Below are 16313 nucleotides of genomic sequence, written 5' to 3' on the forward strand. Positions count from 1 at the left end.
ATTCCCGGCGGGTCAGGCCCCTTCGACGCCGATCTCGAACGCGGAATCGGTGTCGGCGCGCGAGTAGGACCGGAACGCGATGTGGGTGACGGTGTCGAGCACGCCGCGGACCTTGCCGATGCGCCCGGGGATCAGGTCGGCGAGGTCCTCGTGGGCCTGCACGCGCACGGTGGCGATGAGGTCGACGTCCCCGGCGCACGAGTAGACCTCGGACACCTGGTCGAGGTCCGCGATCGCCTGCGCGGCCTGCGGGATCTCCTCGGCCTCTACGTTGATCAGCACGATCGCCGTGATCACAGCGTTCCTCCCACTTGCTGGCGGTAACTACTCGAGCGCGATCGTAGCCGGGAACGCCCCCGAGGACGCCGTGGCGGGGCGGTCAGCCTGCGACATGTTCCAGGGAACGGGCGTCGGCGACTCTGGCCAGCCAGGCTTGCCAGCCCGCGACGGCGGCGGGTTCGGCCCACGGTCGCGTAGTACGGACAAGCCGGGTCCCAGGCCGGGCGAGCCACCGCAGCAAGATTCCAACCTCCTCACCAGGAGCACCGCGCAACGGCCCGTCGCCAGGCAGCACGGTTTCCCCTGCGGCGACCAGGGATTCGACCACCGGCATCGGCGGCACCCCACGGCGCGCGACCCCAGCGGAAGCGAGCCTGCCGTAACGGATGACGGACAGCTCCCAGCCACCATTGCCATCCGGAGCGGCCGCGATGAGTTCCGCGACTGACGCGAGCGCGGCCTGCCGATGCGCGCGGCCGACGGCACGGACCAACCCGGCCAGTTCGTCGCGGTGCCGGGCGGCTTGTTCGTAATGCCTTCGCTCCGCCATCTCCTCCAGCCTCGCCGCGGCCAGATGCAACGGGCGGCCGTCGTGACCAGCGATGAGCCCGCGGGCAGCTTCCACGGCGGGGGAGTAGTCGTCGACGGTCTGCCTCCCTGCACACGGCGCTCCGCAACGACCAAGTTCCGCCAGCACGCATGGCGTGCCGGACGCGGAGGTGGCCGAGATGCGTTGCGTGCAGGTGCGCAGCCCGGAGGCGTCGGCAAGGGTCTCGGCGGCGGTGCGCGCGTCGGCTTGGCTGCGGAACGGTCCGAGCGTGCCTGCGCGCGGCAGGCGTACCACGGAAAGCCGTGGGAAAGCCTCGTCGGTAAGGCTGATCCACCAGCCGTGGTGCGGGTTTTTCGAACGCCGGTTGTACGCCGGCCGGTGCGCGGCGATCAGCCGCAGCTCGCGGATCTCCGCCTCAAGGGAGTGCGCGCACTCGATGGCGTCCACCCGCTCCGCCAGCGCGACCATTTCCCGGATCCGGCCCCGGCTTTCGGAACCGGTGAAATAAGTCCGCACGCGCCGTCTGAGGTCCCGTGCGGTGCCGACGTACAGCACTTCGTCGCGCGGTCCCTTGAAGAGGTACACGCCGGGCCGGGACGGGAGGTCGGCGGCGAGGTTTCGCTTGCGGCGCTGGGCTGGCGTGACGTTCGGGAGGTAGTCGATCAGCTCCTCGACGGTATGGACGCCGAGGTTGCCGACGCGTTCCAGCAGCGCGTGCAGGACGTCGGTGGTGGCGCGGGCGTCGTCGAGCGCACGGTGCGTCGGCCGGGTGCGCGCGCCGAGCAGCATCGACAGCGACGACAACCGGTAGCTGCGCGCTTCTTCGCGCGGGATGACGCGGCGCGCGAGCTTCACCGTGCACACCACCGTGGGGCGCGGCCAGACGTAGCCGTGTCCCTCGCAGGCCGCCTTCATGAAGCTGGTGTCGAAGCCGGAGTTGTGCGCGACCAGCACGGCACCCGCGATGAACTCCAGGAACGCGGGCAGCACGCGTTCGATCCGCGGCGCGTCGTAGACCATCGCCTGCGTGATCCCGGTCAGCTCGACGATCTGCGGCGGGATCGGCGTGCCCGGGTTGACCAGCGTCGCGAACTCGCCCAGCACCTGTCCGGCGCGGACCTTGACCGCGCCGATCTCGGTGATCCCGTCCGGGCCGGGCTTGGTGCCGGTGGTTTCGAGGTCGAACACGACGAACGTGGTGTCCCGCAGCGGGGTGCCGAGCTCGTCGAACGCCAGCTGAACCTGGTCCGGCCTCGGTCGGGTCTCCATGATCGCGCACAGTAGGACCGACCACCGACAATCTTCGCGCGCGCCGCCCGTGGCCCGATGGTGACCAGCGGAACGGGCCGGTGCGGCGCGGGATCCGGCGGTGGGGCCTACCCTGGACCAATGCACCCTCAGCCCGTCGAACCGGAAGAAGCCGCGGAGGCCGTCGGCCCCTCGGCGGTTCCGGCGCGGGCGGAGGAGGACGTCGCGGTCCCGGAAACGGGGACGTGTCCGGAACCGTCGTCGTGGACGAACCTGCCGGAGGCGGTGCGCGAGCGCATCGCCGAACTGGCTGCGGCCGCGGTGGCGAAACTGCCGGTCGCGGACGTGCCGAGGCAGCTGCGGCCGGTCGCGAAGTTCGCTCCGGCCAAGCGCGCGAAGCTCGGCGGCACGGCGCTGCTGACCGCGTTGGGGGATTCCGCGCAGTTCCGTACCGCGGTCTTGGAATGGCTGCGCGAGCACCGGACAGACGCACTCGACCCGAACGTTTCGGACTCCGTCGCGGCCGCTGCCGCCGCGGTCCTGCTCGGTGAATCCGGTGCGGCCGGACGCGTGCGGCTGGTCGCGAAGAACGCCGAAGAAACCGCGTTGCGCGCTGAGCGGGACGCGGCGCTGGCCCGGAATCAACGTCTGGAAGCCGAACTCGCCGAGCTGCGCGCTGAGTTGGAAGAGGCGCGCGGAGCGGTCGAGAGCGTGCGCGGCGAACGCGAGGCCGAGGTCGAGAAGCTGCTGCGCCGGCTGCGTGAGCAGGGCGTGCTGCTGCGGCAGGCCAAGGACGCGGCCGAGGCGGCACGGACCGAGCTGGCCGACGGGGGAGCGACGCGGCAACGCGAGATCGAGACGCTGAACGTGCAGCTCGACCGGGAACGCCGCCGGGTCGCTTCCGAACGAGCCCGTGCTGAACGGGCGGTCGCGGACGCGGAGATGGCCCGGCAGTCGGCGCGCGAGGCCAGGGAGGCCGACGAGGTCCGGCTGGCGTTGCTGGTGGACACCATCGACGGTGCCGTGCACGGCTTGCGTCGTGAACTCGCTTTGGGCGACCGCGGCGCGCGCCCTGCCGACATGGTGAGCGGCGCGCGGTCCGGGCTCGGCCCTGGCGGGCGGATCCAGGACGTCACGGCGCTCGACCGGCATCTGGCGTTGCCGAACGTCCATCTCATCGTGGACGGCTACAACGTCACCAAAACGGGTTATCCGGAGCTGGCGCTGGCCGACCAGCGAGATCGGCTGGTGCATCAGCTCTCGGCGCTGGCGGCGCGCACGTCGGCGGAGGTCACGGTGGTCTTCGACGGGGCCGGCGTGCTGTCGGTGCCCGCCGCCGTGCCGCGCGGGGTGCGAGTGCTGTTCTCCGAGCGTGGGGTGCTCGCCGACGACGTGATCCGGTCCCTGGTCGCGGCCGAGCCGAAGGGCCGTCCGATGGTCGTCGCGACGTCCGACCGGGCGGTCGCGGATTCGGTCCGCGCGGCCGGTGCGCACCCCGCTCCGTCGGCCGTGCTCGTCAGCCGATTGGGTCGAGTCTGACCCTGCCCGACGTGCAGGCCCCGAAAATTGTCGGTGGTGCTTCCTACCGTTTGTTCCCGAGGCGATTCCCGGAACCGGTCCGGGGACTTCTCGGAGGAACGGAGGCTCAGCGATGAGCGAGAACAAGCAGGAGCGGTTCGGGGCCGGTTACGGCGTGCGTGCGGAGGGCTCGGCTGAGGTCAGCGGAGAAGTTCGCTTCGCGGCGGGTCCGGGGGATCGGGGCGCCGGTGTCGACGGCGGGGCGGCTCAGCGGTCTCGGCCGCCGGACCGGGGCGGTCACCCGGGCGGGGCGGGTTCTTCGGTGAGTCTTGCCACTGAGGTGAGTCCGGCCACGCGGGACCGGGATTTGGAGGCGCGCCGGGAAAGCGGCGTTTCGGCTGGTTCCGGCGGGTGCGCTGATGGGACGGCTGTTGCTTTGCGGCGGCCTGGCGAGGGGATCGGCGCGGGGACGCTACCGGGAGCAGAGGAAGCGGCTGATGCCGCGGGTTCAGTTGGCGTGGGCGAGCCGGTGCCGCTGTCGGATGCCGAGGGGCAAGCAGAGACGCGGCCGGGAACAGGAGCTGATGCTGTGGGCTCGCCAACCGTGCCGGAGCGGGCGCGGCCTGGTGCGCTCGACGAGACGGAGGCCGACGACCCGGCGGGTGCGGGTGAGCCTGCCGATCTTGCCCGATCCCGGCGCTCGACGCGGCGGCGCTCGGGCGCGTCGCGGAGCGCGAAGCGGGCGAAACCCGTTACCTCCCACCAGGAAGAGCGGCGTCCGGCTGGTGCGGTGGACGTCGCGGTCGAGGACATCGACACGTTCGTCGTCGATTGCGACCGGTGTGCGGTGCGCGGGGCGGCGTGTGCCGATTGCGTGGTCAGCGTGCTGCTCGGGCCGCCCGGTCGGGCTCGTCTGGGACGCGGACGAACGGCGAGCTGTCGACGCGCTCGCCGAGGCGGGGATGGTGCCGCGGCTGCGCCTGGTTCCGGAGACCGACAGTAGGTCGGCGTGACACCAGTGGGTGACACTGACTCGCCGAGCGGTCGCCTCGGTGCGGTAAACGGTAAGTAACGGAGAGGGCCGTTTGTGCTGCCGCAGCTTGTGGTCTAAGTCACATTGAACTGCCTTGCTGGTCCGATGGTGTTTCGCCGGACTACGGAGAGTTTTTACGGGGGGCCCGGTGGACGCGCCGACGGTCTTTTCGTAACCTGGCCGAGATCTCGCGCCAGGCAGCTGTCGGACGACGGCGACGCGGGATCGCCGCCGGTTCGGCTTTGTCGGGGAGTCAGAGCTGGAACCAACCACCGTGCGCGGAAAAGCTGTTGTGGAACACGACGGCCGGAACGCGGACGGGCAGCGTGTGCGAAGAGGGCCCCCGACCTCTTCCGCGCCGGGGTTCCGGCCACGGCGGCCCGACGAGCAAAGGAGACCCGCGCGGCCGTGCAGTCGCATCCAGTCAAGCGCGTGGTGTCAGGCGCCCTCGCGGCCGCCTCGGTGATCGCTATCGTCACCGCGGCGCAGCCAGCGGGCACCGCAGCCGCTTCCCCCCTCCCCGTCCTCCAGGCCCCGCCGGACTCCGGTTCGGACGCTCTCGCCAAGTACCGCGACCTCGCGGCGCAGGCGGAGAAGGCGAACGAGGACCTCCTCAAAGCCAAAGACGACCTGTCCGCGCGCCAAGGCGACCTCGACAAGGCCAACGGAGACGTGGGCAACGCCCACAACCTCTCCGCGCAGGCCGCCGAGAACGAGAAGAAGTACAAGGTCGACGTCGACAAGTTCGCGAACGCGTCGTTCCTGTCCGGCGTGCAGATGAACAAGCTGTCCGCGCTGCTGGCGGGCACGTCGACGCAGGAGTTCCTCGACCGTTCGGCGGCGCTGGACCAGATCGCGTCGCAGAAGGCCGCCGCGCTCGAGAAGCTCCAGGGCGCGGTCGACCAGGCCAAGGCCGCCGAGAAGCTGGCAGCCGACGCCGCGCAGCGGGCCACCGCGGCTCGCGACGCGGCCGCGAAGCTGACCGAAGACATCACGGCCAAGAAGAAGACGCTCGACGACCAGGTCGCCGAGCTGAAGAAGACCACGTCGGCGCTGAGCCAGGCGGACCGGAACGCGCAGAAGGACACCGGCGGCGACATCTCGGTGGACCTCGCGAACGCCGGCCCGGCCGCGGCGGCCGCCGTCCAGGCCGCGCTGAGCCAGCGGGGCAAGCCCTACGAGTGGGGTGCCACCGGGCCGAGCTCGTACGACTGCTCCGGTCTCATGCTGTGGGCCTACAAGCAGGCGGGCGTCTCGCTGCCGCGTTCGAGCCAGGCGCAGAGCCAGACCGGCACGCCGGTCCCGCGCAGCCAGCTCCAGCCCGGCGACCTGGTGTTCTACTACACGCCGGTTTCGCACGTGGGCATGTACATCGGCAACGGGATGATGGTGCACGCGCCGACCACCGGCGACGTCGTCAAGATCTCGCCGCTGCAGAGCCAGTACGTGGGCGCGCGCCGGGTCGCCTGACCGGACGTTCTCGCCTCGCCGGGGCGGCACCGCAGGACGCGGTGCCGCCCCGGTGTCGTTTCGCGGCCGACCGCGAACCGGCGACGAGGAAATCCGCTGGCTTCGAGCCTGACCGGAGGAGCCGACGATGGCGCTCGCGGGCGAACTGGTCACCGAGACCTTCGAATACGACGGCGGTCGCGAGGTCACGGTCTACGTCCCGGCGGATCGGCCCGAGGCGGTCGTGTTCGCCGGTGACGGCGAGTTGATCTCGCAGTGGGGCACTGACCTCGAGGCCGCGGATGTGCCGCCCACGATGATCGTCGGTGTGCACCGCTCGGCCGATGAAACCCTGCGGCTTCAGGAGTACTCGCCGGGCTTCGATTCGGAGCGATTCTCGGCGCACGAGAGGTTTTTCCGCCGGGACGTCCGCCACTGGGTGCGATCGAGGTTCGGAGTGGCGTTGCCCGCCGAGCGCACCGCGGTGTGCGGTGTCTCGGCCGGTGGAGAATTGGCGCTGGCCCTGGGGCTTCGGCATCCGGACGGCTACGGCACGGTTTTGTGCGCCTCGCCCGGAGGCGGTTATCGACCGCCCGCTGACCTGCCGACGCTTCCGCGCACGTATTTCGTCGCTGGCACGCAGGAACCGTTCTTCCTCCAGAACGCGACCCGGTGGGCGGACGCGTTGCGCGACGCCGGGGCGGACGTCGTCTTGACCGAGCGAGCCGGATCGCACGGTGGCGCGTTCTGGCGCGAAGAGTTCCCGCTGATGGTGGCGTGGGCGTTCGGGGCATGATTCGCCGGTGAACGAACTGGTGGCGATCGAGCTGGCTGACGACGAGCGCGCCGTGCTGTCTCGTGGACTGGGTGAGTGGAGCGGGCCAGCGCATTGCACCGAGGAACTCGCGGTGGCGATGGGCTTCCAGGGCCTGGCTGGTCTGTACGAGGACGGGCGGCGCCTGCAAGCAGCGCTCTCCGCCGGTGAGCCGCTCAGCGTTCCGGACTGGCGACGGCTGCTGGTGTCCGCCGAAATCGTGTTCGCCAGCGACGTGTTCGGGTCCGGCATCGACTGGTCGGTCACGACCGGCTTTTCGGACGAGGAGACGATCAAGATCTTGCGGAGGTTGCAACGCGGGATCACGAGCGCGCTACGCGGCGCACTCCATCGTCGCGATGACCGAGTCTCCGACCGGTAACCACCGCATTGTTCGCCGGTGGGCAAGTACCCGGCAAGGCGTTCTCGCTTCACCGGCCCGCTCCCGCGAAACCGCCCGTCGGTAGCCTGCGGGGGTGCTGAGGACCCTGCTCGTGACGAACGACTTCCCGCCGCGCCCCGGGGGCATCCAGAATTACCTCAATTCGCTGGCCACCCGGCTGCCCGCGGACGACCTCGTCGTCTACGCGCCGTCCTGGGAGCGCAGCAGCGGTTCGCACGTCGAGTTCGACGCGGCCGCTCCGTTCGAAGTCGTGCGGCATCCGACGTCGCTGATGCTGCCCACGCCGGACGTCCTGCGTCGCGCGAAGCAGATCATGCGCGCTCGCGGCTGTGAGGCCGTCTGGTTCGGCGCGGCCGCCCCGCTCGCGCTGCTTGGCCACCCGCTGCGGCAGGCGGGCGCGCGCAGGATCGTCGCTTCAACGCACGGGCACGAAGTCGGCTGGTCGATGCTTCCGGGCTCGCGGCAGGCGTTGCGGCGGATCGGCGAGACCGTCGACGTGGTCACGTACGTCAGCAAGTACACCCGCAATCGGTTCGCCGCCGCATTTGGTCGGCACGCTGGGCTGGAAATGCTGCCGAGCGGCGTCGACACCACGGTTTTCGCGCCGGATCCGGCTGGCCGTGAAGAGATCCGCGCCCGGCACGGTCTTGGCGATCGGCCGACGATCGTATGCGTCTCGCGGCTGGTTCCGCGCAAGGGACAGGACATGCTGATCTCCGCGCTGCCCGCGATCCGCGAGCGCGCGCCCGGCGCGGCCTTGCTGCTCGTCGGCGGAGGTCCGTACCGCAAGCGGCTTATCCAGCTGGCCGAGGCGCTCAATGTCACCGACGACGTGGTCTTCACCGGCTCGGTGCCGTGGGAGGAACTGCCCGCGCACTACAACGCGGGCGACGTCTTCGCGATGCCTGCCCGCACGCGCGGCAAGGGGCTCGACGTGGAAGGGCTCGGCATCGTCTATCTGGAGGCGTCCGCGACCGGGCTGCCGGTGGTCGCGGGCACGTCCGGCGGGGCGCCGGAGGCGGTGCTGGACGAGGTGACCGGCCACGTGGTCGACGGCCGAGACCCGGGACAGCTCGCGGAGACTCTGGTGGCGCTGCTGTCCGACCCGGTGCGCGCCCGCAGGATGGGCGAGGCGGGCCGTTCGTGGGTCGCTGAGAACTGGCGGTGGGACACGATGGCGAAGCGCCTCTCGACGCTCCTGGACGGCGATCCGGTGGCGGCGGTCCGCTGACCCGGGATCAGGGTTCGTAAATCGCGGGGTGGCGCGGGTCGTCCACGCGGACCACGACGTCCGCGAGGGCGCTCGGGTCGACTTCGTTCTCGTAGCGTTCGTAAGCGGGGAGTGCCCATTCTTCGGATACGCGGCGGCGCAGGGCACCCGGCGAAAGCCACAAATGCACCACGAAATCGAACGCCAATCCCGCGCCCAGCAAGAACTCTCCATCGACCACTACGACGCCGCGGTCGGGGACCGGGACGCGCGGCAGCCTGGTCGCGCGGTCGCGTTCGGCGTCCCACAGCGCGGGCAGGACTTCGCCGCTGCCGTCGTCGGCCAGCGGGTCCAGGACTTCCCGGCGCAGACCGCCCACATCGAGCCAATCGGTATACCGGGCGTCCGGATCTTGTTTCCCGTGCTCGAAACGGAGTGACGCCGGTCGCAAAAATCCGGTGGCCGGCACGCGCAGCGCGGCCCGGCCGAGCAGCTTCAGCGGGTCGGTCAACGCCTCGGCGAGCGGGCCCGTCCCGGCCGCGCCGTCGATCGCGACCGCGATTCGTCTGCGGTGGGTGAGCGCGTCGACGCGCTCGGTCAGCTCGGCGGCGAGGGCGTCGGGGGAGATGGGGCGGTAGCGCACGATCGCATGATCCCGCACCGGTTTCCGTCGGTCCTCGATGCCATGATGGCGGCATGGCCAACGAGGAGGGCAAGACCGGGCGGAGTGGTTGGGAGACAGCCGTTTCCCGCACGATGCCGTACCCGGGCAGCCGGGTATGGGAGTTCTTGGTGGGGGACGGAGTGGAGATCTGGCTCGGCCCTGGCGTCGAGCTGCCGCGCGAACGCGGGGCCGGATACGAGACCGAACACGGCACCACCGGCGAGATCCGCAGCTATTCCGAGGACCTGTTGCGGCTCACCTGGCGTCCGACGGACTGGGACCACGATTCCTTGCTGGAGCTCGAAGTCGCGGACCTCGGCAAGCGCAGCACGCTGAAGATCCGCCAGGAGCAGCTCGCGGACGTGGCGGAGAAGGCCGAACAGCGGGCATATTGGAAACAAGTGGTCGAGCGCGTCGAGGCGGCATTGGCCGAACGCTGACCGAACTGCACTGGGGGTCCCAGCAGTGAGTGTCGACGAACACGCCGAGGAACTTCCTTTGGCGGACGAGGAATTCTGGCAAAACCCGCACGAATGGCTGGCGCGGCGGCGCGAATCCGGCGCGGTGTGCCCGATGACCGCCCGGCGCGGCATCCCGTCCTACCTGGTCAGCGGATACGAGAAGGCGCGCGAGCTGCTCAACGATCCGCGCGTCAGCAAGGACAGCGCCGAAGTGCAGCGGGTGTACGCGGCGAAGGTCGGCCAAGAGATCGACGCGCCGGACTTCGGCAACCTGCTCACCCGGCACATGCTCAACAGCGACCCGCCGGTCCACACCCGGCTGCGCAAGCTGGTGAACAAGGCGTTCACCTCTCGCACCGTGGCGCGGCTGCGGCCGCGGATCCAGGAGATCGCCGATTCGCTGCTGGACGAGATGGCCCAGCACGAGCAGGTCGACCTGGTGCAGGCGTTCGCCGAGCCGTTGCCGATCACCGTCATCTGCGAGCTGCTCGGCGTGCGCGTCGAGGACCGCGGCGAGTTCACCGCCTGGTCGCACACGCTGCTGTCGTTCTCCGTGGACCCGGAGTCCCAGGCCGTGGCGGCGCGGGAGATGCAGGAATACCTGCAGCAGCTGATCGAGAGCAAGCGCGCCGAACCGGCCGAAGACCTGTTGTCGGACCTCGTGCACGCCAGCGACGAAGGCGATTCGCTCGACGAGGACGAACTGGTCTCGATGGCGTTCCTGCTGCTGGTCGCCGGGCACGAGACGACGGTCAACCTGATCGCCAACGCCACGTTCGCGTTGCTGCGCGCGCCCGAACAGGCGGAGAAACTGCGTGCCGACCCGAGCTTGCTGCCGGGTGCGGTCGAGGAATTCCTCCGGTTCGACGGGCCGATCAACTTCGCGACCCTGCGCTTCACAGTCGAGGAGATCGAGGCGGGCGGCGTCACCGTCCCGACCGACGAGTTCCTGCAGATTTCGCTGCTGGCGGCCAACCGCGACCCGGAGAAGTTCCCCGACCCGGACACGCTCGACGTCACTCGGCCGCCCGGCGGGCACCTCGCGTTCGGGCACGGCATCCACTACTGCGTCGGCGCGCCGCTGGCCCGGCTGGAGGCGCAGATCGCGCTGGGCTCGCTGCTGGCGCGGTTCCCGGAGCTGAGCCTGGCCGTGCCCGCCGAGGACATCGTCTACCGGCCGAGTTCGCTGGTGCACGGCGTGCTGGCGCTGCCGGTGCGGCTGAACGGGGCGTAGCGGCTGTCACTGCGGTTCCGCCCGCTGCCCGGTTAGGGTCGGCGGGTGGAACCCAGTGCTGCCGATCTCCTCGCCCTCGACGCCGCGCACGTGTGGCATCCCTACGCGCCCATGCCGGGCCGCGTGCCGCCTCTCCTCGTGGAAGAGGCGAGCGGGGTGCGGCTGAAGCTCGCCGACGGACGGGAACTGGTCGACGGCATGTCGTCCTGGTGGGCGGCGGTGCATGGCTACCGGAACCCGGTGCTCGACGCGGCGCTGGCTGAGCAGGCCGGGCGGATGAGCCACGTGATGTTCGGCGGGCTCACGCACGAACCGGCGATCACGCTCGCGAAGACGTTGGTCGAGATGACTCCGGACGGGCTCGAGCACGTCTTCCTGTGCGATTCGGGCTCGGTTTCGGTCGAGGTCGCGGTGAAAATGTGCCTGCAGTACCAGCGTTCTCGCGGGCTGCCCGGCAAACACCGGCTGCTGACGTGGCGCGGCGGCTACCACGGCGACACGTTCACGCCGATGAGCGTCTGCGATCCGGACGGCGGCATGCATTCGCTGTGGCGCGGAGTGCTGCCGGAACAGGTTTTCGTGCCGTCGCCGCCGTCCGGTTTCGACACTCCGGTCGATCAGTCCTATGTGGACGGACTGGCGAAGGCGATCGAGCAGCACGCGGACGAACTGGCCGCGGTGATCGTGGAACCGGTGGTGCAGGGCGCGGGCGGCATGCGGTTTCACCATCCCGATTACCTGCGTGCGCTGCGCGAGCTGACTCGTGAGCACGACGTGCTGCTGGTGTTCGACGAGATCGCGACCGGATTCGGCCGTACTGGAAGGCTTTTCGCGGCCGAGCACGCCGGCGTGACGCCCGATGTGCTGTGCGTCGGCAAGGCGCTCACCGGCGGCTACCTCACGATGGCCGCCGCATTGTGCACGCCCGAAATCGCCGACGGCATCACGCGTGGCGAGCTGCCGGTGCTCGCGCACGGCCCGACGTTCATGGGAAATCCGCTGGCTTCGGCGGTCGCCAACGCTTCGCTCGGTTTGCTGGCTGAGGGCCAATGGCAGTCCGATGTGGCCCGGATCGAAACCGCGCTGCGCCAAGGACTCGAGCCGGCTCGGGAGCTGCCGCACGTCGTGGATGTGCGGGTGCTGGGCGCGATCGGCGTGCTGCAGCTCGATCACGAGGTGGACATGGGCGTCGCGACCGAGGTGGTGACGGCTGAGGGCGCGTGGCTCCGGCCGTTCCGGGATTTGATCTACGCGATGCCGCCGTACATCAGCACCGAGGCCGACCTGGCGGTGGTCACGTCGGCGATGCACGCCGCCGCGGCGAAGGCCTGAGGTTACTTCGGGTTAGGCGTGGCTGCGCGTAGTGGTTCGAGCCTAGTCACGCAACCCGATCGTGGGTAATTCGATAAAGATCCACTCCATAGAGTGGGACATAGCGGACATTTCACAGGGATCCAGGTTTCCTGGTGATCATGAGACGACTTGCCGTGCTTCGCCACGACGTGCCCGCCTCGCTCGTGGTCTTCCTCGTCGCGGTCCCGCTTTCGCTCGGGATCGCCCTCGCGTCCGGCGCGCCGATCGTCGCCGGGCTGATCGCCGCCGTCGTCGGCGGCGTGGTCGCCGGTGCCCTCGGCGGCTCTCCGCTGCAGGTCAGCGGGCCAGCGGCCGGGCTCACCGTGCTGATGGCCGAGACGATTTCCACCTTCGGGTGGGCGGTCACCTGCCTCATCACCGTCCTCGCCGGCGCGCTGCAGATCCTGTTCGGCCTGAGCCGCGTCGCGCGGGCGGCGCTGGCCATCTCGCCGGCGATCGTGCACGGGATGCTCGCCGGGATCGGCATCACGATCGTTCTCGGCCAGTTGCACGTGCTGTTCGGCGGGAAGGCGCAGAGTTCGGCGCTGGAGAACATCGCCCAGCTGCCTGCGCAGATCGCTGCCCACCACGACGCCGCCGCGCTGATCGGCGTCCTGACCCTCGCCATCCTCCTCGCCTGGCCCAAACTTCCCGCCGCGGTCAGGAAAATCCCCGGCCCGCTCGCGGCGATCGCCGTCGCGACGCTCGTGTCCCTTGCCGCCGGGATGACGCTGCCGCGCGTCGAACTGTCCGGCGATCTGCTGCAGATCCGCTTCGCGCCGCAGCTGCCGGACGGCGGATGGGGCCAGGTCGCGGTCGCGGTGGTCACGATCGCGCTGATCGCCAGCGTCGAGAGCCTGCTGTCCGCGGTCGCGGTCGACAAACTGCAGAACGGTCCGCGCGCCAACCTGAACCGCGAGCTGATCGGCCAGGGCGCGGCGAACATGGTGTCCGGCGCGCTCGGCGGGCTGCCGGTCACCGGCGTGATCGTGCGCAGTTCCACGAACGTCGCGGCCGGGGCGCGCACGCGGGCCTCGGCGATCCTGCACGGCGTGTGGGTGCTGGTGTTCGTGGTCGCGCTCGCCGGGGTGCTGAAGTCGATTCCGCTGGCCGCGCTCGCCGGGTTGCTCGTGCACGTCGGCGCGAAACTGGTGAATCCCGGGCATCTGCGGCAAGTGCTGCGACATGGGGATCTGCCGCTTTACCTGGTGACCGTCGCCGGAGTGGTCGTGTTCGACCTGCTGACCGGCGTGCTCGCCGGGATCGTGCTGGCCGTGCTGCTGATGCTGCGTCGCACCGTGTGGTCGGGCGTGCATGCCGAGCAGCACAGCGGCGAATGGCGCGTGATCGTCGAAGGTGTGCTGACGTTCCTGTCGGTGCCGCGGTTGACGAAGGTGCTGGGCACGATTCCGGAGGGGTCGAAGGTGACGCTGGAGCTGGTCGCCGATTACCTCGACCACGCGGCGTTCGAAAGCCTTTCCGCCTGGCAGCAGGCGCACGAACGCGCTGGCGGCACGGTGGTCGTCGACGAGATCGGGCATCCGTGGTTCGCCAAGGGCAAGGAGGGCCGCCCGACGCTCCGGCGCACCGCGGCGGCCGGCGCGATGCCGAGGTGGCTGGCTCCGTGGTCGGCTTGGCAGGCCGCGGACGTGCGGGTTCCCGGGCAGCGCACGCACCGGGGCGCGACCGAATTCCAGCGCCGGGCCGCGCCGCTGCTGAAGGACGTCCTCAGCGGGCTCGCGCACGCTCAGCAGCCGCACACGCTGTTCATCACCTGCGGTGATTCGCGGATCGTGCCGAACCTGATCACCACGTCCGGTCCGGGCGACCTGTTCACCATCCGCAACATCGGCAACCTGGTGCCGCCGGGGCAGGCCGATCCGTCGACCAACGCGGCGATCGAATTCGCGGTCGGGGTGCTGGGAGTACGGGAAATCGTGGTGTGCGGGCACTCGTCGTGCGGTGCGATGGGCGCGCTGGCCAGCGGTCCGCCCGCGGACACCGCGCTGGCGACCTGGCTGGTGCACGCCGAACCGAGCCGGCAGCGGGCCGGTGCGGTGACCCTCGACGGGGAGCGGCCGGAGCGCGAACCGGACCGGCTGGCGTTGCACAACGTCCTGCAGCAGTTGACGCACCTGCGGCAATATCCGCTGGTCGCCGAGGCCGAAGCACGCGGGGAGCTGGCGCTGACCGGGCTGTACTTCGACGTCGGCGAGGCGCAGGTGTATCTCGCCGACCCGGCGAAGGGGGAGTTCGTGGCCGCCGGAGCGCCCGCCGCGGCTCCGGCCGGCTGACTCGGGGCCCTCGCGCGTGCCCTCCGGTGCGCGCGAGGGAGCCCCGAGTGTTGACATCGGGGAGCACGGCAATATCTTGATGGCTCGTGACGACGCTCGTGATGACCGGAACCGGGACCGACGTCGGCAAAACGGTCGCCACCGCGGCGATCGCGGCGCTGGCCCTCGCACAGGGACAACGCGTCGCGGTGCTGAAACCCGCACAGACCGGCGTGCTCCCCGGGGAGGCAGGCGACCTCGCCGAGGTGGTGCGGCTGGCGGGCAAGGACCTGACGATCCGCGAACTGCGGCGTTACCCGGATCCGCTTTCCCCGGAGGCCGCTTCCCGCCGCTCCGGGCTCCCGACTGTCGGCCCCGGCGAGATCGCCGCCGCCGCGAGCGAGCTGGACGCCACGCACGACCTGACCCTGGTCGAGGGCGCGGGCGGCTTGCTGGTCCGGTTCGACGCACAGGGGAGCACGCTGGCGGATGCCGCCTGGTCCCTGGGCGCGCCGGTGGTCCTCGTTGCTCAAGCCGGACTGGGCACGCTCAACACCACTGCGCTGACCGCCGAAGTCGCTACCCGGCGGGGCCTGAACGTCGTGGGCGTCATCATCGGCTCCTGGCCCGCCGCTCCCGACCTGGCCGCCCTGGAAAACCTCCGCGACTTGCCGGTTGCCGCTGGCGCCCCTCTGCTGGGTGCCCTTCCCGCCGGTTTGGGCACCGCCGATCGCGAGACCTTCACCGAACAGGCCCGCCTGGGCCTGTCCCCGTGGTTCGGCGGCGAATTCGACCCAGAAGCCTTCACCGCCGCCGCCTCCACCCAAAACTGATGCTCTCGCGCTCAATCACCGCTCCGCGGTTCAACCACCCATGACACTCCCTGGCCTTCCGCGCAGACCCGGCTGATGCCAAGTACCTTGAAACCCCAACTCGCCCCCACCGAGAAATCGCCCCGGTTTCTGGACTGAGCGATCCGATCGGCCCCCCGGGCCGAGCGGATCGGGAGGGAAGAAACCGGATGAAGGCGATTTCTCCGCCGCGACGAAGTCGCGGCAGAAAATACAGAAGGGAGTCCCCGGTGGTCGATTCCGCGGGAAAGGCGGCGCATCGGTCGTCGGCGGTTGCCGAGGGGTGGTCGGTGCCGGTGTTGTTTCCGCCGCAGCGTCCTCGGGTGGTGGTGAAGGCTGATCTTCTGCCTGCGGTGAGTGTGTTGTCGACGGCTGCGTTGCTGGGGATTCCGATGGGCTGGTTGTGGTCTCTTCTGGCTCCGGCCGAGCGGGTGCGGGTGATCAGCACTAACGGTCAGCTGGCGCCGTTGGAGTTGGAGAGTTGGCATCGGTTTGACGATCTCGCGGTGTTCGGGTTTTTGGCGATGGCTACTGGGCTGTTGATCGGGCTCGTCGTGTGGTTCCTGCGGGAGCGGCGTGGGCCGGTGGTGCTGGTGGCGGCGGCTGGTGGGGCGTTGGTCGCGGCTTGGCTGGGGACGCAGATGGGGCCTGCGTTCGCCAACTCGAAGTATTCGGTGGATGCGCCGCCCGCGTTGGGGGCGGTGATCGAGCAGGCACCTCGGATCGAGACCGGGTGGGTGGTGCTGGCCGCGCCGCTGGTGACTTGTTTGGTTTATGCGTTGATGACGGCTTGGAATGGCCGGGAGGATCTTGGGCGGCGGTTGGGGTGAGGTCTCGGCTCGTCGCCTGGCGGCGACATTGCGCCCATGGTTGCGTGGGCCGCCGGCACGCTCGCGCTGGGCACGATGCGCTCGCACGACCAGTGGAACACGACGATCTATTCGGACGACGACCGGTATCGCGGCATCAAGAA

The 16313-nt window shown here is 70.1% G+C and carries 14 protein-coding genes and 1 pseudogene; 12 read left to right on the forward strand and 3 right to left on the reverse strand.

Going from position 1 to position 16313, the window contains the following annotated elements; translation table 11 throughout:
- Positions 1-12: 12 nt before the first annotated feature.
- Together ACWDNU_RS36505 and ACWDNU_RS36510 are read right to left on the reverse strand one after the other, a co-directional pair.
- The gene (locus ACWDNU_RS36505) at positions 13-297 is read right to left on the reverse strand and encodes an Lrp/AsnC family transcriptional regulator (protein WP_009074830.1); all 285 of its coding nucleotides are present in this window, start codon (positions 295-297) and stop codon (positions 13-15) included.
- Between the two features lie 82 nt (positions 298-379).
- Positions 380-2098, reverse strand: a complete 1719-nt coding sequence (locus tag ACWDNU_RS36510) for a DEDD exonuclease domain-containing protein (protein ID WP_370939239.1) — start codon at positions 2096-2098, stop codon at positions 380-382.
- Between the two features lie 120 nt (positions 2099-2218).
- Here ACWDNU_RS36510 and ACWDNU_RS36515 point away from each other — a divergent pair, with 120 nt between their 5' ends.
- The 6 genes and pseudogenes from ACWDNU_RS36515 (at position 2219) to ACWDNU_RS36540 (ending at position 8525) form a co-directional block, all read left to right on the forward strand.
- Complete coding sequence (locus ACWDNU_RS36515) at positions 2219-3616, forward strand: NYN domain-containing protein (protein WP_449672216.1); 1398 nt, start codon at positions 2219-2221, stop codon at positions 3614-3616.
- Positions 3617-4385: 769 nt separating this feature from the next.
- Positions 4386-4608: pseudogene (locus ACWDNU_RS36520) on the forward strand (hypothetical protein).
- A 428-nt stretch (positions 4609-5036) separates the two neighbouring features.
- Positions 5037-6098: a C40 family peptidase gene (locus tag ACWDNU_RS36525; protein ID WP_370939237.1), complete on the forward strand. Its 1062-nt coding sequence runs from the start codon at positions 5037-5039 to the stop codon at positions 6096-6098.
- Positions 6099-6225: 127 nt separating this feature from the next.
- Positions 6226-6873 carry an alpha/beta hydrolase gene (locus tag ACWDNU_RS36530; protein ID WP_449672217.1) on the forward strand — a complete coding sequence of 216 codons (648 nt, stop codon included), beginning with the start codon at positions 6226-6228 and terminating at the stop codon, positions 6871-6873.
- Positions 6874-6880: 7 nt separating this feature from the next.
- Positions 6881-7273, forward strand: coding sequence for a hypothetical protein (locus ACWDNU_RS36535; RefSeq protein ID WP_449672218.1), 393 nt, complete (start codon positions 6881-6883; stop codon positions 7271-7273).
- Between the two features lie 94 nt (positions 7274-7367).
- Positions 7368-8525 carry a glycosyltransferase family 4 protein gene (locus tag ACWDNU_RS36540; RefSeq protein ID WP_449672219.1) on the forward strand — a complete coding sequence of 386 codons (1158 nt, stop codon included), beginning with the start codon at positions 7368-7370 and terminating at the stop codon, positions 8523-8525.
- A 7-nt stretch (positions 8526-8532) separates the two neighbouring features.
- Here ACWDNU_RS36540 and ACWDNU_RS36545 read toward each other — a convergent pair whose 3' ends face one another.
- Positions 8533-9147 carry a nucleoside/nucleotide kinase family protein gene (locus ACWDNU_RS36545; RefSeq protein ID WP_370939233.1) on the reverse strand — a complete coding sequence of 205 codons (615 nt, stop codon included), beginning with the start codon at positions 9145-9147 and terminating at the stop codon, positions 8533-8535.
- A gap of 53 nt (positions 9148-9200) precedes the next feature.
- Between ACWDNU_RS36545 and ACWDNU_RS36550 the strand changes: the two genes are divergently transcribed.
- The 6 genes from ACWDNU_RS36550 to ACWDNU_RS36575 all read left to right on the forward strand — a co-directional run bounded on the left by ACWDNU_RS36550 (position 9201) and on the right by ACWDNU_RS36575 (position 16170).
- Complete coding sequence (locus tag ACWDNU_RS36550) at positions 9201-9608, forward strand: SRPBCC domain-containing protein (protein ID WP_370939232.1); 408 nt, start codon at positions 9201-9203, stop codon at positions 9606-9608.
- Between the two features lie 25 nt (positions 9609-9633).
- On the forward strand, positions 9634-10863 hold the full coding sequence (locus tag ACWDNU_RS36555) for a cytochrome P450 family protein (protein WP_449672220.1): 1230 nt from the start codon (positions 9634-9636) through the stop codon (positions 10861-10863).
- A gap of 45 nt (positions 10864-10908) precedes the next feature.
- Complete coding sequence (locus tag ACWDNU_RS36560) at positions 10909-12195, forward strand: adenosylmethionine--8-amino-7-oxononanoate transaminase (protein ID WP_449672221.1); 1287 nt, start codon at positions 10909-10911, stop codon at positions 12193-12195.
- 140 nt (positions 12196-12335) lie between these two features.
- Positions 12336-14510: a SulP family inorganic anion transporter gene (locus ACWDNU_RS36565; RefSeq protein ID WP_449672222.1), complete on the forward strand. Its 2175-nt coding sequence runs from the start codon at positions 12336-12338 to the stop codon at positions 14508-14510.
- 86 nt (positions 14511-14596) lie between these two features.
- Positions 14597-15322: a dethiobiotin synthase gene (gene bioD, locus ACWDNU_RS36570; protein WP_449672223.1), complete on the forward strand. Its 726-nt coding sequence runs from the start codon at positions 14597-14599 to the stop codon at positions 15320-15322.
- 188 nt (positions 15323-15510) lie between these two features.
- Complete coding sequence (locus tag ACWDNU_RS36575; RefSeq protein ID WP_449672224.1) at positions 15511-16170, forward strand: DUF2567 domain-containing protein; 660 nt, start codon at positions 15511-15513, stop codon at positions 16168-16170.
- Positions 16171-16313: the final 143 nt, after the last annotated feature.

This window comes from Amycolatopsis sp. NPDC003676 (genome assembly GCF_053587275.1).